At 39.0% G+C, this 23,979-nt stretch carries 19 protein-coding genes; 13 read left to right on the top strand and 6 right to left on the bottom strand.

From position 1 onward, the window contains the following. Positions 1 to 60 precede the first annotated feature (60 nt). The gene (locus tag H7N69_RS01440; RefSeq protein WP_187884559.1) at positions 61 to 987 is read right to left on the bottom strand and encodes a radical SAM protein; all 927 of its coding nucleotides are present in this window, start codon (positions 985 to 987) and stop codon (positions 61 to 63) included. Next, entirely contained in the window at positions 980 to 3,190 is a 2,211-nt protein-coding gene (gene topA / locus H7N69_RS01435) for a type I DNA topoisomerase (RefSeq protein WP_187884557.1), read from the bottom strand. Before topA ends, H7N69_RS01440 begins: the two co-directional genes overlap by 8 nt. Positions 3,191 to 3,355: 165 nt before the next feature. Here topA and H7N69_RS01430 point away from each other — a divergent pair, with 165 nt between their 5' ends. Continuing rightward, the gene (locus tag H7N69_RS01430) at positions 3,356 to 4,900 is read left to right on the top strand and encodes a flagellin B (RefSeq protein ID WP_000010021.1); all 1,545 of its coding nucleotides are present in this window, start codon (positions 3,356 to 3,358) and stop codon (positions 4,898 to 4,900) included. A 60-nt stretch (positions 4,901 to 4,960) separates the two neighbouring features. Continuing rightward, a complete protein-coding gene (locus H7N69_RS01425) occupies positions 4,961 to 6,844 on the top strand; it encodes a motility associated factor glycosyltransferase family protein (protein WP_187884555.1) in 1,884 nt (627 codons plus the stop codon). Positions 6,845 to 6,855: 11 nt separating this feature from the next. On the opposite strand, the gene H7N69_RS01420 is transcribed toward H7N69_RS01425, so the two are convergent. Together H7N69_RS01420 and H7N69_RS01415 are read right to left on the bottom strand one after the other, a co-directional pair. Then, on the bottom strand, positions 6,856 to 7,152 hold the full coding sequence (locus H7N69_RS01420; RefSeq protein WP_187884553.1) for a hypothetical protein: 297 nt from the start codon (positions 7,150 to 7,152) through the stop codon (positions 6,856 to 6,858). A 20-nt stretch (positions 7,153 to 7,172) separates the two neighbouring features. Next, a complete protein-coding gene (locus H7N69_RS01415) occupies positions 7,173 to 7,811 on the bottom strand; it encodes a class II aldolase and adducin N-terminal domain-containing protein (protein ID WP_187884551.1) in 639 nt (212 codons plus the stop codon). 381 nt (positions 7,812 to 8,192) lie between these two features. On the opposite strand from H7N69_RS01415, the gene H7N69_RS01410 reads away from it, so the two are divergent. The 3 genes from H7N69_RS01410 to dnaK are packed head-to-tail and all read left to right on the top strand — an operon-like array spanning position 8,193 to position 11,491. Further along, complete coding sequence (locus H7N69_RS01410) at positions 8,193 to 9,023, top strand: HrcA family transcriptional regulator (protein WP_187884549.1); 831 nt, start codon at positions 8,193 to 8,195, stop codon at positions 9,021 to 9,023. Then, complete coding sequence (grpE, locus tag H7N69_RS01405) at positions 9,023 to 9,598, top strand: nucleotide exchange factor GrpE (protein ID WP_187884548.1); 576 nt, start codon at positions 9,023 to 9,025, stop codon at positions 9,596 to 9,598. Before H7N69_RS01410 ends, grpE begins: the two co-directional genes overlap by 1 nt. 30 nt (positions 9,599 to 9,628) lie before the next feature. Further along, positions 9,629 to 11,491, top strand: a complete 1,863-nt coding sequence (gene dnaK, locus H7N69_RS01400) for a molecular chaperone DnaK (protein ID WP_187884546.1) — start codon at positions 9,629 to 9,631, stop codon at positions 11,489 to 11,491. A 238-nt stretch (positions 11,492 to 11,729) separates the two neighbouring features. Here the strand turns inward: dnaK and H7N69_RS01395 are convergent, their stop codons facing one another. Then, positions 11,730 to 12,305 carry a hypothetical protein gene (locus tag H7N69_RS01395; protein WP_187884544.1) on the bottom strand — a complete coding sequence of 192 codons (576 nt, stop codon included), beginning with the start codon at positions 12,303 to 12,305 and terminating at the stop codon, positions 11,730 to 11,732. Between the two features lie 117 nt (positions 12,306 to 12,422). Here H7N69_RS01395 and H7N69_RS01390 point away from each other — a divergent pair, with 117 nt between their 5' ends. The 8 genes from H7N69_RS01390 (at position 12,423) to H7N69_RS01355 (ending at position 23,024) form a co-directional block, all read left to right on the top strand. Next, positions 12,423 to 13,340: an O-acetylserine-dependent cystathionine beta-synthase gene (locus H7N69_RS01390; RefSeq protein ID WP_187884542.1), complete on the top strand. Its 918-nt coding sequence runs from the start codon at positions 12,423 to 12,425 to the stop codon at positions 13,338 to 13,340. 20 nt (positions 13,341 to 13,360) lie between these two features. Continuing rightward, a complete protein-coding gene (locus H7N69_RS01385; protein WP_187884637.1) occupies positions 13,361 to 14,503 on the top strand; it encodes a cystathionine gamma-synthase in 1,143 nt (380 codons plus the stop codon). A 37-nt stretch (positions 14,504 to 14,540) separates the two neighbouring features. After that, a complete protein-coding gene (locus H7N69_RS01380) occupies positions 14,541 to 14,999 on the top strand; it encodes an S-ribosylhomocysteine lyase (RefSeq protein ID WP_165540354.1) in 459 nt (152 codons plus the stop codon). 176 nt (positions 15,000 to 15,175) lie between these two features. Next, positions 15,176 to 16,861, top strand: a complete 1,686-nt coding sequence (locus tag H7N69_RS01375; protein ID WP_332246401.1) for a bifunctional metallophosphatase/5'-nucleotidase — start codon at positions 15,176 to 15,178, stop codon at positions 16,859 to 16,861. 211 nt (positions 16,862 to 17,072) lie between these two features. Then, positions 17,073 to 18,770 carry a methyl-accepting chemotaxis protein TlpB gene (gene tlpB / locus H7N69_RS01370; RefSeq protein ID WP_187884538.1) on the top strand — a complete coding sequence of 566 codons (1,698 nt, stop codon included), beginning with the start codon at positions 17,073 to 17,075 and terminating at the stop codon, positions 18,768 to 18,770. Positions 18,771 to 18,948: 178 nt separating this feature from the next. After that, a complete protein-coding gene (locus tag H7N69_RS01365) occupies positions 18,949 to 20,973 on the top strand; it encodes a DNA methyltransferase (protein WP_187884536.1) in 2,025 nt (674 codons plus the stop codon). Beyond that, the gene (locus H7N69_RS01360; protein ID WP_187884534.1) at positions 20,970 to 22,124 is read left to right on the top strand and encodes an HNH endonuclease; all 1,155 of its coding nucleotides are present in this window, start codon (positions 20,970 to 20,972) and stop codon (positions 22,122 to 22,124) included. The genes H7N69_RS01365 and H7N69_RS01360 overlap by 4 nt, the downstream gene beginning before the upstream one ends. A gap of 120 nt (positions 22,125 to 22,244) precedes the next feature. Then, complete coding sequence (locus H7N69_RS01355; RefSeq protein ID WP_187884532.1) at positions 22,245 to 23,024, top strand: glycosyltransferase family 2 protein; 780 nt, start codon at positions 22,245 to 22,247, stop codon at positions 23,022 to 23,024. Here H7N69_RS01355 and H7N69_RS01350 read toward each other — a convergent pair. Next, complete coding sequence (locus H7N69_RS01350; protein WP_187884529.1) at positions 23,007 to 23,768, bottom strand: outer membrane beta-barrel protein; 762 nt, start codon at positions 23,766 to 23,768, stop codon at positions 23,007 to 23,009. The two genes, H7N69_RS01355 and H7N69_RS01350, sit on opposite strands and share 18 nt — an antisense overlap. Positions 23,769 to 23,979: the final 211 nt, after the last annotated feature.

Genomic DNA, 23,979 nt, shown 5'->3' with positions numbered 1-23,979 from the left:
GAACAGAACCTTTTTAAAAGCTTAAGCTCCCTAAAGTAAGGTAAAACTTACAAATGGAGGTTAAAACGCACAATAAAACTCCAAAGAGCCGACTTTTTTAATCGTAATTTGCTTATGGTTTAATAAAGTTTCTAAATGTTTAAAGGCGTTAGGATCTAGTATTAGGGGGGCTTCTTCTGCGCTTAAAGGGCGCCTGGAAATTAAAGCGAGCAATTCGTCTATACCGCAAGAAATCAATTTTTTAGCTTGAGTAATGGATCGTTTAGGCAAACTCACGCAAAGCCCTTCAAAAAACAAAGAGCATTTTAATAATTCATCTTCGCTCAATTTTGGGGCTTTAAAGCTTGAGGGCCTGTCTATGGTGCTTAAATCCACTCTAGCGGTATTGATTTTTTTTAAAAATGCAGCGATGAGCTTTAAATTGTTCGCGCTATCATTCACGCCCTTAATTAACAGCACTTCAGCCACCAGTTGCCCCTGATAGATTTGAGAAAAGCGCAAAATCCCCTCTAAAATCTTGTTAATGTCTTTGGAATAAGGCTTATCCACTCTTTCAAAGGCTTTCAAATCAATAGCGTCTAAAGAAAATTTAACGATGTCAAATTCCTTCAAGGCTTGTTGGACTTTTGGCTCATAAAAGAGCGAGCCGTTGCTTAAAATCAAAGTTTTAACGCCCTTTAAAAAAGGCTTGATGCTTTGGATAAGCTCTAATAAATGAGGGTATAGCGTGGGTTCGCCATTAGCGGTAATGGTTAAAACATCAATGGGGGTAGCAAGGTTGTTTAGGGCGTTTTGAATGGCGTTAATCAAGGTTTCCACTTTGATCACTTCTTCCATGCACTCAATGGGCTTGGCTTTACCCAACTCGCAATAAATGCAATTGTAATTGCATTGTTTTTTAGAGGGCGATAAATCCACGCCCAAAGACTTCCCAAAACGCCTGGATAAAACAGGCCCAAAAACGACAGGCGGATTTTCTTTAGCCATTCTCTTCCTCTAAAAACACACGCTCTTTGCATTTAATGCATTCATGCACCTTTTTTTTGCGATAGATTCTTTCACTCATTAAATAATGGCACTTCTCGCAACGCTTGTTGATGGGCTTATGGTTGGATAAAAAATTGCATTTAGGGTAATTGTTACAGCCATAAAACGAGCCTTTCTTACTCCTTTTTAAGGCAATATCCCCTCCGCATTCTGGGCATTTCACGCCTTCTATTGTTTCTTTGGCGTTAGGGGTGTTTTTTAACGATTTGGTGTTTTTGCATTCAGGGTAGTTGTTGCAAGCTAAAAACGCCCCGTTTCTGCTGAATTTTTGCACCATTTCCCCTCCGCATTTTTCGCACAATTCTTGCGTGGCTTCATTATTAGCGGTTTCAGTTTGTTTGATGTATTTGCATTTAGGGTAATTGTTGCAAGCGATAAACTCCCCATAACGGCTATTCTTTTTTACTAATTCCCCTCCGCATTTAGGGCATGATTGGCCGGTTTTTTCATGCACTTTTTGAGAGATGATATTCTTTTTCCCGGCTTCAATTTTATCCATAAAAGGGTAGTAAAAGTCCTTTAAGACTTGCTGGTAGTCGGCTTTATTTTGAGCGATATTGTCTAATTCCTCTTCTAAAGAAGCGCTGAATTTAGAATCCACAATCTCTTCAAAATGCTTTTCTAAAATTTCTATCACTTTAAACGCGCTCTCTAAAGCGCTGATTTGCTTTTTTTCTACCTTGATGTAGTCTCTGTTTTGTAAAAGGGAAATCGTTGGAGCGTAGGTGCTGGGCCTGCCTATGCCTAAACTTTCTAAAACTTTAATCAAGCTCGCTTCTGAATAGCGTGCTGGAGGTTCTGTAACATGGGCATTGCTCTCTAGTTTTTCTAATTTAATGGGGTCATTTTCTTTCAAATTGGGGAGCAATTTGTCCTTATCGTCATTGCCTAAAATTTTATAATAGCCATCAAAAAGGAGTTTTCTGCCGCTAGCTTTAAACTCGCCTTTTTCGCAAGCCACAACCACGCTCTGGCTTTCAAAAAGAGCGTCTTGCATTTGAGAAGCTAAGAAGCGTTTGTAAATTAAAGTATAGAGCTTTAATTCTTCAGGCTTAAGGTAGTCTTTTAAAGCGTTTGGCTCTAAAATAATAGAAGTGGGTCTGATCGCTTCATGGGCTTCTTGGGCGTTTTTATTCTTGCTGGAATAGACTTTGGCTTTAGGGGGTAGGTAGTCTTTGCCATAGTCTTTTAAAATCTTATTCCTCGCTTCTTCTAAAGCCTCTTTAGCGATATTCAAGCTATCAGTCCTCATGTAAGTGATCACTCCCATAACCCCTTGCGGGGTGGCTACGCCTTCATACAATTTTTGAGCGATACTCATGGTTTTTGTGGGCGAAAAACCTAAAAGACTGGAAGCGCTTTGCTGTAAAGTAGAAGTCATGAAAGGGGGCGGTGTGGGGGATTTTTTAGATTTTTTAACGATACTGGAAATAGCGTAGCTTTCTTTTTCTAATTCGTTTTTAATCTCTTGAGCTTTTTTTTCATCAATGAGTTCTTGGGCTTTGAGTTTGTTACCCTTATAGCTGATGAGTTGCGCTTCTAAATGCGACTCAAAATAAGCGTCTAGCGTGAAGTAGGTTAAAGGCTTAAAGGCTTTAATCTCCCTTTCTTTATCAATCACAAGCTTTAAAGCCGCGCTTTGCACCCGCCCAGCGCTCAAACCTTTAGTGATTTTTGATGAAATCAACGAGCTGAGCTTGAAACCCACGATCCGATCTAAAAAGCGTCTGGCTTGTTGGGCATTGACCTTAGACATGTCAATTTGTCGTGGGGTTTTTAAAGCGTTTAAAATCGCATTTTGCGTGATCTCATGAAAAACAATCCTAGGATAGCTCTCTAATTTCCCCCCAATCAAACATGCCACATGATAGCCTATCGCTTCCCCTTCTCGGTCTTCATCGGTAGCGATGTAGGTGGTAGATGCCTTTTTAGAAAGCTCTATGATCTGTTTGACAAGCTCTTTATGGTCTTTATCCACGACATAATTAGGAGTGAAGCCGGTTTCATCAATCTTAATGCCTAAAGCGAATTTGGATAAATCCCTAACATGCCCTTTAGAGGCAATGACTTCATAATTTTTATCCAAAAAATTTTTAATGGTTTTGGCTTTTGCTGGGGATTCTACAATAATAAGGTGCTTCATTGAACGCCTTTAATGGAATGTTTATACCTATTAATGAATGATTGTAGCATAGAATTTTGACTAAACGCCCTATTAAACCATAAAAACTATAGTGGTGCTAAAAATCCAAAAGTTGGAACACCCTTTGCTTGATTAACAGCAAATATCTATGCAAAGGATGCAAACATGAGTTTTAGGATAAATACCAATATCGCCGCTTTAACTTCTCATGCGGTGGGGGTTCAAAACAACAGAGACCTTTCAAGCTCGCTTGAAAAGTTAAGCTCAGGGCTTAGGATCAATAAAGCCGCTGACGATTCTAGTGGGATGGCGATCGCTGATAGCTTAAGGAGTCAAAGCGCGAATTTGGGTCAAGCGATCCGCAATGCTAATGACGCTATTGGTATGGTTCAAACCGCTGATAAAGCGATGGATGAGCAAATCAAAATCTTAGACACCATTAAAACCAAAGCCGTTCAAGCCGCTCAAGATGGGCAAACTTTAGAAAGCCGAAGAGCGCTCCAAAGCGATATTCAAAGGTTGTTAGAAGAACTAGACAATATCGCTAACACCACAAGCTTTAACGGCCAACAAATGCTTTCAGGAAGTTTTTCTAACAAAGAATTTCAAATTGGCGCGTATTCTAACACCACGGTTAAGGCGTCTATTGGCTCAACGAGTTCGGATAAGATTGGGCATGTGCGCATGGAAACCTCTTCTTTTAGTGGCGAAGGCATGCTCGCTAGCGCGGCGGCACAAAACTTGACTGAAGTGGGTTTGAATTTCAAACAAGTCAATGGCGTGAATGATTATAAGATTGAAACCGTGCGCATTTCTACAAGCGCTGGCACAGGGATTGGAGCGTTAAGCGAAATCATCAATCGCTTTTCTAACACTCTAGGCGTTAGGGCTTCTTATAACGTCATGGCCACCGGTGGCACTCCCGTGCAATCAGGAACCGTGAGAGAACTCACCATTAATGGCGTAGAAATTGGAACCGTGAATGATGTGCATAAAAACGACGCTGACGGCAGATTGACTAACGCGATCAACTCCGTCAAAGACAGGACCGGCGTAGAAGCGAGCTTGGATATTCAAGGGCGCATTAATTTACACTCCATTGATGGACGCGCGATTTCAGTGCATGCAGCGAGCGCGAGCGGTCAGGTTTTTGGGGGAGGGAATTTTGCAGGGATTTCTGGGACACAGCATGCGGTGATTGGGCGCTTAACCTTGACCAGGACCGACGCTAGAGACATCATTGTAAGCGGTGTGAATTTTAGCCATGTGGGCTTTCATTCCGCTCAAGGGGTGGCGGAATACACCGTGAATTTGAGAGCGGTTAGGGGTATTTTTGATGCGAATGTGGCTTCAGCAGCCGGAGCGAACGCTAATGGCGCGCAAGCGGAGACCAATTCTCAAGGCATAGGAGCCGGGGTAACAAGCCTTAAAGGGGCGATGATTGTGATGGATATGGCAGATTCTGCGCGCACGCAATTAGACAAGATCCGCTCGGATATGGGTTCGGTGCAAATGGAATTGGTTACCACCATTAATAATATTTCTGTAACCCAAGTGAATGTTAAAGCGGCTGAGTCTCAAATCAGAGACGTGGATTTTGCTGAAGAGAGCGCGAACTTTTCTAAATACAATATTTTGGCGCAAAGTGGGAGTTTTGCTATGGCGCAAGCGAATGCGGTGCAACAAAATGTCTTAAGGCTTTTACAATAACAGCCCTTGATTTAAGGGGGCGTTAGCCCTTTTTATAAGTTATTTTTATAAGTTAGAATGATGGATATTTATCAAAAAAACTTACAAGCTCTTTTCAAAAAAGACCCTCTTTTGTTCGCAAAGCTCAAAGCCATTAAAGAAAACAAAAAATACGAAGTGTTTTTAGGGAATGATAGCGCGAATTTCAACCTCTTAGATAAAGAAACAAACACGCCCTTATTTGAAAAAAGCCCGCTAGATTCAAGCTTAGAGCTATACAAAAATAGCGAAATTCACATGCTTTATCCTTATTTGTATTATTTTGGCTTGGGTAATGGGGTGTTTTATCGCTTGCTTTTAGGCAATGGCAATTTAAAACGTTTGGTGGTCATTGAGCCTGAAATAGAGGTTATTTTCATTGTGTTGAATCTTTTGGATTTTTCCACTGAGATTTTAGAAAATCGTTTGATTTTATTGCATGCAAGTTTTTGCAATTACAACATGATCGCTTCATTATTTGATATGGATAAAAAATCTCGTTTATACGCAAGAATGTATGATTTAAAACTTTTTAACGCTTATTATGAACGATATTCTCATCAAATGATAGGAATCAACCAGCATTTCACGCGCGCTTTAGAGCATGGCGCTATTAGCGTAGGCAATGACGCTAAAGACGCGCTCATAGGCATCAAACAGCATGCCGCTAATCTGCCTGAAGTCATCAAAAGCCCTAGTTTAGTGGATTTTGTGAGCGCTTTAAAAAACAGAGACACCGCTATCATTGTTTCAACCGGGCCCAGTTTGAACAAACAGCTCCCCCTTTTAAAAGAAATCGCGCCCTACGCCACGCTTTTTTGTATAGACGCTTCTTTCCCTATTTTGGCTAAAGCCGGTATCAAGCCTGATATTGTGCTGTCTTTAGAAAGAGTGGATTTGACGGCGAAATTCTATGAAGAAACCCCCTTAGATTTTCAAGAAGGCGTTATTTTTGCTTTGACTTCCATTGTGCATAAACGATTGATTCAAGCGATTAAAAAAGGGGTTAAGCAATTCAGTTTCCGCCCCTTTGGTTACACCAACCTTTTTGATTTGCACCAGTATGGCTATGTGGGCATAGGCATGAGCGCAGCGAACATGGCGTATGAATTAGTGGTGCATTCTCGTTTCAAAAGATGCGTGTTTATCGGGCAAGATTTGAGCTTTTCACAAAGCGGCAACAGCCACGCTAGTGGGGCGATTTATGGCGATAAAGAGATTAAGCCTAAAAAGGATAAAGACAAGATTTTTATAGAAAAATACGGAGGTAATGGGGAAGTAGAAACCACTTTAGTGTGGAAACTTTTCTTAGAATTTTTTGAAAAAGATATTTTCAACACGCCCTATAAATTAGAAGTCATTAACGCTACTGAAGGGGGGGCTAGGATTAAAGGGACTAAAGAAATGCCCTTTAAAGAAGTGTGCGAAAAAATAGATAAATCCAAGCCAAAGCCTCCTATCAATCTTATTTATCCTACCCAATCAGAGCAGGCTAAAAATTTAAAGATCGCCAAACAAAAATGCGAAGAGATCATCAAATACGCCAATGAGAAAAAAACTCAAGTTGAAAGAGTGTTTTTAAAAGTGGCAGAGTTTTTAGAAAAAGTGGAAAAGCTTCATGAAAAAAACAAATTAGAAGAGCTGGATTTTAAAGAATTAGATCATTTGAGTGCTGAAATTGATAACGTTAAAGAGCTTTTTGATGACAAGCGATTCAATTCGTATTTCATGGATGCGATACAATCTTATATCTTCCACCAGGAATTGCATATCGCTGAAATCGTGTGTAAAAAAACGAATAATGAAGACGAATTAAGGGCTAAGCAATTAGAATACATTTACGCGCACAAATACTGGCTTTTCAGTTTAGCGGGTGGGATGGATTGCGTGATAGAAGCGATCAAAATGGCTTTGAAGGAATGGTAAAACACTCCTTTTTAAGCGTATGTATCTAGGCTAGAATAAATTTCAGGGGTATTTTCGCCATCAATAAGGCTTTTTTCAACTTGGGATTTATCCTTGATCCCACCGTCGTTGTTGATAGCGTTTAAAGCTTGTAACCGGTCAAAATCAGGGGCGTTTTGCGTATTATTTTGACTGAAACCATCTTGAACGCTGCTTTGGCGCAAGTCCTGCTCTACTTGATTCCTGTCCTTTATGGTTGCATCATTATTGATATTATTTAAGGTTTGGAGCTGTGTGAAATTGGGGGTGTAATGGGTGTTGATGGTCATGTTTTATCCTTTTTAGCTTTTTACACGCTCAATCGTGGATCATCATTATAGCAATAATCCATTAAATCGCCCAATCGTAAAACCTTGCATGAGTTTTCAATCAAATCAAAAACTTCCATGAGTTTAGAAAGCTCTCTGTGGTAGGCAAAAATCCCACACCCCTTAATGAAAACAAAATATTTTTTGCTCTCTTGTAATTGGCGTAAAATTTCTGTATCCGCTCTTTCTTGCCAGCTGTCATAGTCTTTGGGGTTAAAAATGGAAATTTCTTCGCCCAAAGAACGATACCCTAAATAATCTCTAGGGAGCAACCGGTTATGGCGCAAGGAATACGCCAAACTATAAGGAGGGCGCGCGTAAGCGATGAATTTAGCGTCCAAAAACTCTCTATACACGCTCGCATGAATGGGCGAATCCAGGCTCGCTTCTTTCCAGCAGTAATCTATCTTGTCATGCAAGACTAATAAGGTGTTTTCATTCAGTTGATCAAAAACAGCGTTTCTTTTGTTGATCACAAACTGGTTAGTGCCAATGCGCGCCGAAATGGAGCCTTGATAAAGCCCAAAAAAACCCTTTCTAAACATGGATAATGAAATGCTTTGGAGCGAATGGATCAGCCCGCTGTCAATGCCTCTTGTGTGTGTGTTCATGTTTAACATGATAACAAGTTTTTTTAATAAAAGATAGATAATAAAATAGTAAAGAGCTTGCGTCAAGCAAGCGATAACTTTACTAAAAAAGCGGTCTTGGGGGGTTAGGGGGATTTTAAGGGGGGTTGTAGGGGGAGAGTTATTTCAAAATACCCCCCTATCCCCTTAAGAGAATGAGTTTCATTATAAAACAAAAAGGATTATCCATATTAAATGAGATCAGATCTAAATTAAATCAAATCTATAAAAAATCCTAATTTAATGCTAGTAAATAAATTTAGTGATACAGACTAAACTTTAAAGAAAAATCGGATAATTTTTATCACTTGTCTAAAAAAAGTGATAGATTATTAACTTTTTGCGCTATAATGCGATCGTTCTTTCATCAAAATGGTGATTGACGAGATTTTTCAAATAATGATGTTAAGAAGAATTAAAGTAGGTTCTGATTTGAATAAAAAAGAGAGTTTGTTAGATGCGTTTGTTAAAACCTATCTGCAGATTTTAGAACCCATTAGCTCTAAACGCTTGAAAGAGTTGGCAAACTTGAAAATATCTTGTGCGACGATCAGGAATTATTTTCAAATCCTTTCTAAAGAAGGCATGCTCTATCAAGCCCATTCTAGCGGCGCTAGATTGCCTACTTTTAAGGCGTTTGAAAACTATTGGCACAAATCGTTGCGCTTTGAAGTTTTAAAGGTGAATGAAAAACGCTTAAAAAGCGCGAGTGAAAATTTTGGGCTTTTCACGCTGTTAAAAAAACCCAGTTTGGAGCGTTTAGAAAGAGTCATTGAGTGCGAAAAACGCTTTTTGATTTTGGATTTTTTGGCGTTTTCTTGCGCGCTGAGTTACAGCGTTAAAATGGAGAAGTTTTTATTAGAGCTTGTGGGCAGGAGCGTTAAAGAAGTGCGCTTAATCGCTGCTTCTGTCAATGCGTTGAGTTTAGCCAAGCAATTAGAGCGTTTGGAGTATTCCAACACACAAATCACACGCTTTAATCTGATGGGGTTAAAAACGCTTTTAAACAGCCCTTTATTTTTTGACATTTTAGAGGGTAAGGTTTTGGAGCGTTTCAAAAAAGGGTTGCATTTTATAGAGCCTGATTGCATGCTGGTAATACGCCCCATAGAATTTCAAAACAAACGAATGCAACTACTTTGCGTGGGGAAATTGGAATGCGATTATGAAGGGTTTTTTCAAACGATTTCTGAGGAGGAATAATGAAAGATGAACACAACCAAGAACACGATCATTTAAGCCCAAAAGAGCCGGAGTCTTATCAAAAGGCTTGCGCTTGTAAAGAACAACAAGGTGAAGAAAAGCAAGAAGCGAGCGAAAAAGAAGGCGAGATCAAGGAAGATTTTGAGCTTAAATACCAGGAAATGCATGAACAATATTTAAGAGTGCATGCGGATTTTGAAAACGTGAAAAAGCGTTTAGAAAGAGACAAGAGCATGGCGTTAGAGTATGCGTATGAAAAAATCGCATTGGATCTATTGCCGGTGATTGATGCGCTTCTTGGGGCTCATAAGAGCGCTGTAGAAGTGGATAAAGAGAGCGCTTTAACCAAAGGCTTGGAGCTTACGATGGAAAAGCTGCATGAAGTTTTGGCAAAGCATGGCATTGAGGGGATTGAATGCTTAGAAGAATTTGATCCCAACTTCCACAATGCGATCATGCAAGTCAAAAGCGAAGAAAAAGAAAACGGGAAAATCGTGCAGGTTTTGCAACAGGGTTACAAGTATAAGGGTAGGGTTTTGAGGCCGGCAATGGTGAGCATTGCTAAAAACGATTAAAACATTTATTTTAATAAGAAAGGATAACGCATGGGAAAAGTTATTGGAATTGATTTAGGGACAACCAACTCCGCAATGGCGGTTTATGAAGGCAATGAAGCGAAGATTATTGCGAATAAAGAGGGTAAAAACACCACTCCGTCTATTGTGGCTTTTACGGATAAGGGCGAGATTTTAGTGGGCGAGAGCGCCAAAAGACAAGCGGTTACTAACCCAGAAAAAACCATTTATTCTATTAAAAGAATCATGGGTTTGATGTTTAATGAAGATAAGGCTAAAGAAGCTGAAAAACGCTTGCCTTATAAGATTGTGGATAGGAATGGGGCTTGTGCGATTGAAATTTCAGGTAAAATTTATACCCCTCAAGAAATTTCAGCCAAAATTTTAATGAAGCTCAAAGAAGACGCTGAAAGTTATTTAGGCGAGAGCGTTACAGAAGCGGTTATCACCGTTCCTGCTTATTTTAACGACAGCCAAAGGAAGGCGACTAAAGAAGCCGGCACGATTGCAGGGCTTAACGTTTTAAGGATTATCAATGAGCCTACCAGCGCGGCGTTAGCTTACGGCTTGGATAAAAAAGAGAGCGAAAAAATCATGGTTTATGATTTGGGTGGGGGGACTTTTGACGTTACCGTGTTAGAAACAGGCGATAATGTCGTGGAAGTTTTAGCCACAGGGGGCGATGCGTTTTTAGGGGGCGATGATTTTGACAATCGTGTGATTGATTTCTTAGCGGCTGAGTTTAAAAGCGAAACGGGCATTGAGATTAAAAACGATGTGATGGCGTTGCAACGCCTGAAAGAAGCGGCTGAAAACGCTAAAAAAGAACTGAGCTCTGCGATGGAGACTGAAATCAATTTGCCCTTTATCACAGCGGACGCTACCGGGCCTAAACACTTGGTTAAAAAACTCACTAGGGCTAAATTTGAAAGCCTGACAGAAGATCTCATGGAAGAAACGATTTCTAAAATTGAAAGCGTGATCAAGGATGCAGGGCTAACCAAAAATGAGATTTCAGAAGTGGTGATGGTGGGAGGCTCTACTCGTATCCCTAAAGTCCAAGAAAGGGTGAAAGCGTTTATTAATAAAGATTTGAATAAAAGCGTCAATCCTGATGAGGTCGTAGCGGTGGGAGCGAGCATTCAAGGGGGCGTGTTAAAAGGCGATGTGAAAGATGTGCTTTTATTAGACGTTACGCCTTTAAGCCTTGGGATTGAAACCTTAGGGGGCGTGATGACTAAAGTGATTGATAGAGGCACGACTATTCCGGCAAAAAAATCTCAAGTGTTCTCAACCGCTGAAGACAACCAGCCCGCTGTGTCCATTATGGTTTTACAAGGCGAAAGGGAATTGGCAAGGGATAATAAATCTTTGGGTAAATTTGATTTGCAAGGCATCGCTCCAGCTCCAAGAGGCATGCCGCAAATTGAAGTAACCTTTGATATTGACGCTAATGGGATTTTAACCGTGTCAGCGCAAGATAAAAATACCGGTAAAAGCCAAGAGATTAAAATTTCTGGTTCTAGCGGGTTGTCTGATAGCGAAATTGAAAAAATGGTGAAAGACGCTGAATTGCACAAAGAAGAAGACGCTAGGAAAAAAGAAGTGATTGAAGCGAGAAACCATGCCGATAGTTTGGCGCACCAAACCCAAAAGAGCCTTGATGAGCATAAGGCGAATTTGAATGAGAACGACGCTAATGAGATCCAAAACGCCATTAACGCTCTTAAAGATTGCATCAAAAACGATAACGCCACTAAAGCGGAGCTTGAAGACAAAACCAAAGCGTTAGCGCAAGCGGCTCAAAAATTAGGCGAAGCCATGGCGAATAAAAATAACGCCGAGCAACCCAAGAAAAAAGACGATGATGTGATTGATGCGGAAGTGGAGTGAAACGCTTTTAAAACTTCTTTCAAGCGAGCGGTTTCAATGAAAACCCGCTTGCTTTTCTCATTTTCATCAATGGGATACCAATTATAAAATATAAAAGACACTCAAAGCGTTTTTTTAATCCAAATATCAAAGCTTGGTTTTAACCAAACGATAGCTTTTCAAGACTTATTTTAAAAAGCGTTGATGGGATTTTAGGAAAATCCCTTAGGGGAGTTCCTTTTTGGTATGGGGTTGTTTCTTAATGGCTTGCGCTAGATGGCTCTAACTCAAAATACGCAGTGGGGATTTGATTAAATTCATTAATAGGGTGTAAAAAATAGTCGGTAATGCTTTCAAGATCGGCTTCTAAATCGTCATAGAGCTTTTGATAGCATGCGTTTTCAATAACGATCTTGTCATACGCTGGGCATTTTTGACACTCTTTTTCCCCATTCTCCTCTATGGATCGACCTATACAAAGATCGATCTTTTCTGCATCATTGCGCCAATAGTAAGCAAGCCAAATAAAAAAACCTTTTTTTGGGGTTGGTTTTTCACGATTGACAAATCCTTCCCCTAAAATATCCTGACGGCAAAAGGCGATTGATGGCTCATGGGATAAACGCCCATGGCTGCCAGGACTGATTTTGCACGCATAACCCCATGGCGTTAAAAACTTGTTCAGCCCTCTTTGGTATGAAGCGTATTTTGGGTTCGTTGGGGTTTTGCCTGTTTGCTTTCCCTCTTGCACTTTAGCATCTATTAGCACTACAAATTCTCTTAACAAGTCTTGGAACGCTTTTCTTTGCTCTTCATTCCATTCTATCGTTTTCATTGAAAGCTCCTTGATCGATCTTAATAAGCTCAAATTTTATCCTTAATTTTACTCCATTTAACGAGTTTAGGCATAATCGCAAAAATTGAATTATTGTTTATTATTATAGGAGAAATAATGATCCTTACCACAATGCAAGACGCCATAGGCCGCACCCCCGTTTTTAAATTCACTAACAAGGATTACCCCATTCCATTAAATTCCGCCATTTACGCCAAACTAGAGCATCTAAACCCGGGAGGGAGCGTTAAAGATCGCTTAGGCCAATATCTCATAAAAGAAGCGTTTAGAACGCACAAAATCACTTCCACAACGACCATCATTGAGCCTACTGCAGGCAATACCGGCATCGCTCTAGCTTTAGTGGCGCTCAAGCACCACTTAAAAACCATCTTTGTTGTCCCGGAAAAATTCAGCACAGAAAAACAGCAAATCATGAGGGCTTTGGGGGCTTTAGTAATCAACACGCCTACTAGCGAGGGGATTTCTGGCGCCATTAAAAAAAGTAAAGAGCTAGCCGAAAGCATCCCTAATAGCTATTTGCCCTTGCAATTTGAAAACCCTGATAATCCTAACGCTTACTACCACACCCTAGCCCCTGAGATTGTCCAAGAATTAGGCACAAATTTTACGAGCTTTGTAGCCGGGATAGGGAGTGGTGGCACTTTTGCGGGCACGGCTAGGTATTTGAAAGAACGCATTCCTAATATCCGCTTGATTGGGGTGGAGCCGGAGGGTTCTATTTTGAATGGGGGCGAGCCTGGGTCTCATGAGATTGAGGGCATTGGCGTGGAGTTCATCCCCCCCTTTTTTGAAAACTTGGATATTGATGGCTTTGAAACGATCTCAGATGAAGAGGGTTTTAGCTACACTAGGAAGTTAGCCAAGAAAAACGGCTTATTAGTGGGGAGCTCTAGCGGAGCAGCTTTTGCGGCAGCCTTGAAAGAAGTGCAACGCCTCCCCGAAGGCAGCCAGGTTTTAACCATTTTCCCGGATGTTGCCGATCGTTATCTTTCTAAAGGTATTTATTCATGAATTCATCAAAAGGAAAAACCATGCGCATGCAAACCAAATTAATCCATGGAGGCATTAGTGAGGACGCGACAACGGGGGCGGTGAGCGTGCCTATTTATCAGACTTCCACCTACCGCCAAGACGCCATAGGCCACCATAAAGGCTATGAGTACTCTCGCTCAGGAAACCCCACGCGCTTTGCTTTAGAAGAACTCATCGCCGATTTAGAAGGGGGGGTTAAGGGGTTTGCTTTTGCCTCTGGTTTAGCTGGGATTCACGCCGTTTTTTCCCTCTTGCAACCAGGCGATCATGTGTTATTGGGCGATGATGTTTATGGGGGGACTTTCCGCTTGTTTAACAAAGTGCTTGTCAAAAACGGGCTTTCATGCACCATTATAGACACTAGCGACATATCCCAAATCAAAAAGACTATCAAACCCAACACCAAAGCCCTTTATTTAGAAACCCCTAGTAACCCCTTGCTTAAAATCACGGATTTAGTGCAATGCGCTGGTGTCGCTAAAGATCATGGTTTGCTCACTATCGTGGATAACACCTTTGCCACCCCCTATTGTCAAAACCCGCTTCTTTTGGGGGCGGACATTGTGGTGCATAGCGGCACCAAATACTTAGGCGGGCATAGCGATGTGGTTGCTGGGCTTGTAACCACCAATAATGAAGTGCTAGCCCAAGAGATCGCTTTTTTCCAAAACGCTATCGGTGGGGTGCTAGGCCCTCAAGACAGCTGGCTGTTGCAAAGAGGGATTAAAACGCTGGGATTGCGCATGGAGGCCCATCAAAAAAGCGCTCTTTGCGTGGCTGAATTTTTAGAAAAACACCCTAAAGTGGAAAGGGTTTATTACCCGGGTCTTCCCACCCACCCTAATTACGAGCTAGCCAAAGCCCAAATGCGTGGCTTTAGCGGGATGCTCTCTTTCACCCTTAAAAATGACAGCGAGGCGGCTCTTTTTGTAGAAAGCCTTAAATTATTCATTTTAGGCGAGAGTTTGGGCGGGGTGGAAAGCTTGGTGGGGATTCCAGCGTTAATGACCCATGCGTGCATCCCTAAAGAACAACGAGAAGCTGCAGGGATTAGGGATGGCTTGGTGCGCTTGTCTGTGGGGATTGAGCATGAACAGGATTTGTTAGAAGATTTAGAGCAAGCGTTCGCTAAAATAAGCTAAAGTTTCATTACAATTTATGAATGAAGGAGTTAAAAACATGAAAATGAATGTAGAGAGTTTCAATTTGGATCACACCAAAGTCAAAGCCCCTTATGTGCGTGTCGCTGATCGCAAAAAGGGCGCTAATGGGGATGTGATTGTCAAATACGATGTGCGCTTCAAGCAGCCCAACCAAGATCACATGGACATGCCAAGCCTACACTCTTTAGAGCATTTAGTCGCTGAAATTATCCGTAACCATGCCAGTTATGTCGTGGATTGGTCGCCTATGGGTTGCCAAACGGGATTTTATCTCACGGTGTTAAACCATGACAATTACACAGAGGTTTTAGAGGTTTTAGAAAAGACGATGCAAGATGTGTTAAAGGCTACAGAAGTGCCTGCCAGCAATGAAAAGCAATGCGGTTGGGCGGCTAACCACACTTTAGAGGGTGCCAAGAATTTAGTGCGTGCTTTTTTAGACAAACGCGCTGAATGGTCTGAAGTGGGGGTTTGAGTGGTGGGGGAATGATTTTTACCCCCTACCCCCTTATTGCGTTACATTCCAATCAAAAACTATCAGTGTTAATATTAAAATTAATGTTATGAATCTCTTGTATTAGAAGGATTTCAATGAAAAAATTGGTTTTAATCGTCTTTTTAACGCTAACGCTTTCAATATCTGCAAAAGAAGTGAAAATAGTGTTTTTAGAAACTTCAGACATTCATGGGCGGCTTTTTTCGTATGATTATGCCGTGGGGGAGCAAAAACCCAATAACGGCTTGACAAGGATTGCGACTTTAATCAAAAAGCAGAGGGCTGAGAATAAAAATGTGGTTTTGATTGACAGCGGGGATTTGTTGCAGGGTAATAGCGCGGAGTTGTTTAATGATGAGCCTGTTCACCCGCTAGTTAGAGCCGAAAACGATTTGAAATTTGACATTCGTGTGCTTGGGAATCACGAGTTTAATTTCAGTAAGGATTTTTTGGAGAAAAACATTAAGGGGTTTAATGGCAGTGTCGTGAATGCGAATATTATCAAAACTGCGGACAATCAGCCGTTTGTGAAGCCTTATATTATTAAAAAAATTGATGGCGTGAGGGTGGCGGTTGTGGGGTATGTGGTGCCGCACATCCCAACTTGGGAAGCCTCTACGCCTGAACATTTTGCAGGATTGAAGTTTTTGGACGCTGAAGAAGCGTTAAAAAAGACCTTGAGTGAGTTAAAAGGGAAGTATGATATTTTGATTGGCGCTTTTCACTTGGGGCGAGAAGATGAGAAAGGTGGCGACGGGATACCGGATTTAGCGAAAAAATTCCCGCAATTTGACATCATTTTTGCTGGGCATGAGCATGCGGTTTATAACACCAAAGTGGGGAAAGTGCATACCATTGAGCCTGGAGCGTATGGGGCTTATCTGGCAAAGGGTGTGGTGGTATTTGACACTCAAACGAAGAAAAAAATCGTAACGACTGAAAATTTACCCACAAAAGGCGTGCCAGAAGACGAAGAATTGGCGAAAAAATATGAATATGTGGATAAAAAATCAAAAGAATACGCTAATGAAGTGGTTGGCGAAGTGACAAAAACCTTTATTGACAGGCCTGATTTTATCACAGGAGAAGAAAAAATCACCACGATGCCAACCGCCGCCTTGCAAGAAACACCGGTGATAGAATTGATTAATAAAGTGCAAAAATATTACGCAAAAGCCGATGTTTCAGCGGCAGCCTTATTCAATTTTGGCGCCAATTTGAAAAAAGGGCCTTTCAAAAGAAAAGATGTCGCTTATATTTACAAGTTCGCTAATACGCTCATTGGAGTGCGTATAACGGGTGAAAATCTGTTGAAATACATGGAATGGTCATACCGATTTTACAACCAGTTGCAGCCAGGAGATTTGACGATCAGTTTTAATGAAAACATTCGCGGCTATAACTTTGATATGTTTTCTGGCGTGAAATACCAGGTTGATGTTACCAAACCCGCCGGGCAAAGGATTATTAATCCCACAATCAACAACAAACCCATTAACCCTAAAGCAACGTATAAATTAGCGATCAACAATTACCGATTCGGGACATTATCCACGACTTTAAAGCTGGTTACGGACGCTGATAGGTATTATGATTCTTACGATGAACTGCAAGATAACGGGCAAATACGAGATTTAATCATCCAATACATCACAGAAGAAAAAGGTGGGAAGGTAACCCCTGAACTGGAGCATAACTGGGAAATCATCAACTACGATTTCAAAAACCCGTTGTTGGAAAGATTGGCAGAAAAATTAAAAGAGGGGAGCATCAAAATCCCCACTTCAAAAGACGGGAGGACTTTGAATGTCAAATCCATTAAGGAAAGTGAAGTTGAATAAGATTTTTTATTTTTATTATTTTATTTTTAAGCCTAACTTAAAAAAGGGTGTTCTATAATTCTAGATTGTTGGTTTTTCACTTTATTAGCGGTTTTCAAACCACCGGGTTTTAATTTTATTTAGCGCCACTCATTTTTCGGGGGGGGGGGGTGCATTTAGAAGCTGAACTCTCAAATTAGGGTTTGACTTAAAAATGATTGATAGGAGATAAATGATGTTTGCTTCAGTATTTGCTTCGCTAGGGACTCGTATTATGTTTGTCGTGCTAGCCGCTCTTTTAGGTTTAGGGGGGCTTTTTATTGGTTTTGTAAAGGTTATACAAAAAGATGTGTTAGTGCAACTCATGGAGCATTTAGAAACCGGGCAATACAAAAAGCGTGAAAAAACGCTCGCTTACATGACAAAAATTATTGAACAGGGCATTCATGAGTATTACAAAAGTTTTGACAATGCTACTGCAAGAAAAATGGCGTTGGATTATTTCAAGCGCATCAACGACGATAAGGGCATGATTTATATGGTGGTGGTGGATAAAAACGGGGTGGTGCTGTTTGATCCGGTCAATCCTAAAACCGTAGGCCAATCAGGGCTTGACGCTCAGAGCGTTGATGGGGTGTATTATGTTAGGGGGTATTTGGAGGCGGCTAAAAAAGGGGGAGGCTACACTTATTATAAAATGCCTAAATACGATGGAGGCGTGCCGGAGAAAAAATTCGCCTACTCGCATTATGATGAGGTGTCTCAAATGGTGATCGCAACGACTTCTTATTACACTGACATTAACACCGAAAATAAAGCGATCAAAGAAGGCGTGAATAAGGTTTTTAATGAAAACACCGCAAAATTATTCCTTTGGATACTGACAGCGACGATAGCGTTAGTGGTTTTGACGCTCATATACGCTAAATTAAGGATCGTGAAACGCATTGATGAACTGGTCCTTAAAATCAACGCTTTTAGCCATGGGGATAAGGATTTGAGGGCCAAAATTGATGTGGGTGATCGCAACGATGAAATCTCGCAAGTGGGCCGTGGGATCAATTTGTTTGTGGAAAATGCCCGCTTGATTATGGAAGAGATTAAAGGGATTTCCACTTCCAATAAAACTTCAATGGATAAATTAGTCCAAATCGCGCAAGAAACCCAAAAGAGCATGAAAGATTCCTCAACCACCCTAAATTCCGTAAAAAATAAAGCCACGGATGTAGCGAGCATGATGAATACTTCTATAGAACAATCTCAAGGGTTAAGGAAGCGTTTGATTGAAACGCAAGGGCTTGTCAAAGAGAGCAAGGATGCGATCGGGGATTTATTTTCTCAAATCATAGAGAGCGCGCACACTGAAGAGGAACTCTCTAGCAAAGTGGAGCAGCTAAGCCGTAACGCTGATGATGTCAAATCCATTTTGGATATTATCAATGATATTGCCGATCAAACGAATTTATTAGCCCTAAATGCCGCTATTGAAGCCGCAAGGGCCGGCGAGCATGGCAGAGGCTTTGCGGTGGTGGCTGATGAAGTCAGGAATTTAGCCGGGCGCACTCAAAAGTCTTTAGCTGAAATCAATTCCACTATCATGGTGATTGTCCAAGAAATCAACGCCGTGAGCTCGCAAATGAATCTCAATTCGCAAAAAATGGAACGCTTGAGCGATATGAGTAAAAGCGTGCAAGAAACTTACGAAAAAATGAGTTCTAATCTAAGCTCAGTTGTGTCAGACAGCAATCAAAGCATGGACGATTACGCTAAATCCGGACGCCAAATTGAAGCTATGGTAAGCGATTTTGTAGGAGTGGAAAAAGTGGCTTCTAAAACTTTAGCGGATTCTTCAGATATTTTAAATATCGCTACGCATGTGAGTGGAACGACCATGAATTTAGACAAACAAGTGAATTTGTTTAAAACTTAAGGGTCAAGATAACTCAAGGCTCCTTGATGGGAGTTTAAGTTATCTTGACCCAAAATAAAATTTAAATAAGGTTTTTATCATTTTATTTTTTAAGTGAGACTAAAGAAGGGTCATAAGCGACAACCAAACTATGATAAAAACCTATGTGAAGTTATAATTGTTATGCTATACTACTCAAATGAATAGAGGTTTGCAAGAGATTCTAAATGGAGATAGTTTATATATTCTAAAAAATCATATAGAAGATAATTTTGTAGACATTATTATTACTTCGCCACCGTATAATGTGGCACATCAATATGAAAATTATAATGATGATTTAAATTTTGAATCTTATCTCAATTTGATGTACGATATTTTTAAAGAATGCTACCGTGTACTTAAAAAGGATGGGCGGATTTGTGTCAATGTGCCTTTTGCAGTGAAAAATAGAGATAGCAAAGAGGTGAGATTTTTAAGCGTTTATATAACACAAATTTTAAATGAAATTGGCTTTAAGGAGTTTGAGCTTATAACTTGGCATAAGGGAAAAGATATTAAGCATTTTCAGGGAAACAATACAGCTTGGGGGAGTTGGAAAAGCCCTTCTTGCCCATCTTTTAGGCCTTTGGGAGAAGCAATATTAGTGTTTTATAAGGAAAATAAAATTCATAAAACTGAGGGAGAATTAGCAGATATTACTAGCCAAGAATTTAAAGAATGGACAAAAAATATTTGGTATTTTGATCAAGACAACAATCAAGGCTTTGAAAGTATTTTATGTGTTAGTAACAATGCTAAAAAAGATTTACATCCCGCACCCTACCCAGAAGAGTTAATTGAGAGATTATTAAAAATTTATTCCTATCAAAATGATATTGTATTAGATCCCTTTAATGGCATAGGCACAACAACCTATGTGGCAAGCAGATTGAATAGACAATTTATCGGCATTGAGTTATCAAGTAAATATTGTAAGATTGCCCTTGAAAGATTTGTAAAAAACACAGTTTCTCATACTATTCCTATTATAAAAAGCTACCCTACAACGCTGACAAGTTTAGTAAATAATGATGACATATTAGACTCTTTAAATGAAGTTTTTCCCTATAAAGAAGCTTTTAGTCCTTATCTTATAGAGCATTTACAAAATCGTTTTGATTGTTCTATTACGAGTGTTTATGATCCGTTTTGTGGTGTTGGCTCTAGTTTCTTGAATACACAAATACAAGTTTGCTATGGCTTTGATACTTCACCATTTGCCATAAATGTCGCTAAAGCAAAATTAGAAAGTTTGGACTCTGACAATTTAAAAAAAGCAGAAAAAAATGTAAATAATTTTATAGCTAGCAATAAAGAATATCCCTTTCCACAATGGGAATCTTTTAGCAAATATGCTGATAAAAAGCGATTTAATCTCATAATGGATTTTATAGAATCCTTTAAAGACTTGGATTCTAAGATTTATCATTTTGTGCGTTTTCTAGTATTTTGCAATTTGGAAAAAATGCTGAATTTTAAAAAAGATGGTAATGGCATTAAGTATAGAGAAAGCAAGATTAAAGATATAGAAGTTTATCTTAAGGCACTCACATTAAGGGCATTTGTGTTGAAAAGAGAATTTGATATAAAAAATTCTAAGGTTATAAGTTTAAAGAACTGCTCATCTATAGACAATAAACCAAAAGATAAAGTTGATTGTGTTTTAACATCTCCGCCATATGCAAATTTATTTGATTATTTTGAAATTTACAAAATGGAGTTATGGAGTAGCAAAATTGTAAAAAGTTATGAAGAGTGGAAAAAGCTTAAAAAATCTGCTCTAAGAAACAACAAAAATGCAGCTTTAAAACAACAAGATAAAATAGAGAACATATCACTCAATCACACATTAGAAATTCTTAAAAATAAAGGTATAGAATCAAGCACTTTGACAATGTTGAATAATTATTTTTTTGATATGCAAAAAGTTTTAAAAAATTGTTTTGAAGTTCTTAAGGATGGAGGATTTTGCTTTATTGTAGTTGGAAATTCTTGCTATAAAGGAGTACCGATACAAACTGATGAAATCTTGGCACAAGAGACACAAAAATTAGGCTTTAAATGCAAAGAAATTATTGTTGCTAGGAAGCTTAAAACATCTAGTCAGCAGATGAAAATCATTGATTCTAAAACTAAATTTTATTTACGAGAGAGCATAATTGTTTTGCAAAAGGAGAGATGATGAGACAGGTTAATATGCGATATAAAAGAAATAGCACGGGTTTATTTTTTGACTCTTTCAAACACTTTAAGCACAACCTTTCTAATCTTATAGCAGTGGAACTGCCCACACTTTCTCACCTTGGTGCCGAAAAATATTTAAACCTTATTCCTGCCAACTATAAGTCAAAATATCCCGATATGAGAAAAATAGGACTTATAGATTATGATAAACCAAGTGATTATCATTTTACTCTAACCAGAGAAGCAAAACAAATAATGAAAGCTTTTGGTTATTCTTGGGACATTCATGCGTATGATGAAAATATAGTAAAAAGTAACAGAAAAAATATTGATTCTTTATCGCCTCAAGAATTGTTTTCATCTATTTACAATCTTAATCAATATAAGAATTCAATTTTACAACTTATTTTATCCTACTATGATACTGCAGATTCCATTCGCCCATATTTGGTGCTTTTAAATTATATGAGAAATTACAATATAAAAAATTTAAACAAAGAGATTTTGCAAAATATCTTAGCTCATACAAAAGAAGATGTTTTGCTTATGCGATACAATCAAGATGCTTTTAGAGATCTTAATTTGGAAACGCAAGAAGAATTAAATAAACCCATTTCATATATCTATAATTTCCTTATAACAGCTTTAGTGCTAGATAGTCATCATAAAGTGATCGTTGATTTCAATTTTGTGGATATATTAAATGCTAGCATGAATAATATTTTATATTATTATCCTGCTAAAAATAGTTTTAGACCAGCAGGGAAGCAACAACTATTTAGAGAAAGTGTCTTAAGAGCTTATGATAATAAATGTGCCATAACCGGCAAATCATTATTTATTAATGGTAGATGTTTGTTAGAAGCAGCACATATTATCCCATATAGAGATGGTGGATCTTTTGCCGTGAATAATGGCATAGCTTTAAGTTATGAGATGCACAAAATGTTTGATAATGGGTTATTTAGTTTTGAATATAAAAATGATAATGAGGTAGTTGTTATTACTTCATCATCAAATCTTATAATTGATAGACAATGCATTCTATCTAGTTTTAATCATAAATCTATATTCTTGCCAGAACAATTAGATTTGCGTCCAGACCCTCTAGCTTTGCAGTATAATAAGGATAAATTCTTGTTGCGGTGATGTTTTGGTGAATCACAATCCCACCTTATTTTAATGTCAAAGATTATGTAAAATAACTATCAAGATTCTGTATATTCTTACTCTAAAAATCAGGGGGGAGTTTATCAAAAAGGGGTTGGATTGTTAAAAGTTTCTGTGATCACGGCGTGTTTTAATAGCGAAAAAACCATTGAAGACACCATTCTTTCCGTGCTTCATCAAACTTATAAAAACATTGAATACATCATTATAGACGGATCTAGCACGGATAGCACTTTAGAAATCATTCAAAAATATAGAGATAGAATCGCTTGCGTGGTGAGTGAAAAAGATAAGGGCATTTATGACGCTATGAATAAGGGCATAAGGTGCTCTAGTGGGGATATTATCGCTTTATTGAACAGCGATGATTTTTACAAAGATGAGTTTGTAATAGAAAAAGTGGTGCATGAGTTTGAAAACAAAAATTGCGATAGCGTGTATGCGGATCTGGTGTTTGTCAAACCGGATTGTTTAGAAAAAGTGGTCCGTTATTATGAAAGCGGGGAGTTTAACCCTAAAACCTTGCTTTATGGCGTGGTGCCAGCCCACCCCACGCTCTTTGTCAAAAAAGCCATTCATGAACGCTATGGGCTATACAAAACCGATTATAAGATTTCAGCGGATTTTGAGATGATCATCCGCTTGTTTGTGGTGCAAAAAATAAGCTTTTCTTATTTGAAAGAAGTGTTAGTGGTGATGCGCACCGGTGGGGCTAGCACGAAAGGGTTTAAAAGCCTTTTATTAAGGAATAAAGAAAACATAAGAGCATGTAAAGAAAACGGCATTCAAGCGAATGTTTTTTCCATGCTTTTGAAATACCCCAGGAAAATCATGGGCTTATTTAAAAGGGGAAAAGGGGGACTAAAACGAAACGATTAAAGAAAGATTAGCGTTAAATCGTGGTTTGAATCTTTCTTGATGGTTGTTGTAAATGTAGGAAACATTCCTCACTAAAGGCATTTCAATCCCTAATTGCAAGGACAAATAGCCAATAAAATCCACGATAAAACCAAAACGCAAAGGGGCTTGGAAAAAGGTTTTTTTGGTTCTGGGAATGATGGTTGTGATGGCACCGGTTTTAATCGTATCCACTAACAACACCCCTTGCTCTAAAGCGATTCCTAAATAACTCCTAAAACGATAGGTTTTTTTATCCACAAAAATCCAAGAAAAATCTAACGCGCCCCCGTAATTTTGCACCATTAGGATTTGAGGCTGGGAGAGCGAAACGGAATGGGAATAGTTATAGACGCTAAAGATTCTAAAACCGACTTTAGGGTGGTTTCTTAAAAAATGCTCCAAGCCTGTAGCGGTATTAAACCCTATGCTATTAGCCATAAGAGTCAGGTTTTGATTAGTGGCTGAATAAGCGGCTTGCGAATAGTTGTATCCAAAAATAAAGAAAAATTTAAGGCTTTTTTCTAAAGCCCTTTTTAAGATTTGCTGGTTTTTGTCTAGGATTTTCTGTTTTTCATTGTTTTTATCAACAATTAGGGGTTTAGGTTTGTCGTCTTCATTCTTGTTTTTAAAATTTTCTAAGAATTGAGACCAAGTGATTTCTTTAGCTTCTAAAAAGAGTGGATTTAACGATAAAAAGAGATAAACACTAAATAGAGTTTTCAAATACAGCCTTAAACTTTTTGCGGCTATTGTGCCTAATTATCTTAAATTGACTTTAAATTACTTGCATGTTTTGACTATAACCCCCACTTACACGCAACGCTATATTTTAAAATGATATATTGTTTTAGGTTTTGTTCCCATCAAGTATGGATAACTAAAACCAACTTTAATCATTTTTCATTACAAGAATTTATCGCTCCATTAAATTAGC

This window comes from Helicobacter pylori (genome assembly GCF_014497725.1).
GTDB classification, from domain to species: Bacteria; Campylobacterota; Campylobacteria; order Campylobacterales; family Helicobacteraceae; genus Helicobacter; species Helicobacter pylori_DE.
The sequence above is the reverse complement of the archived record's forward strand: the minus strand, read 5'-3'. Positions and strand labels throughout refer to the sequence as shown.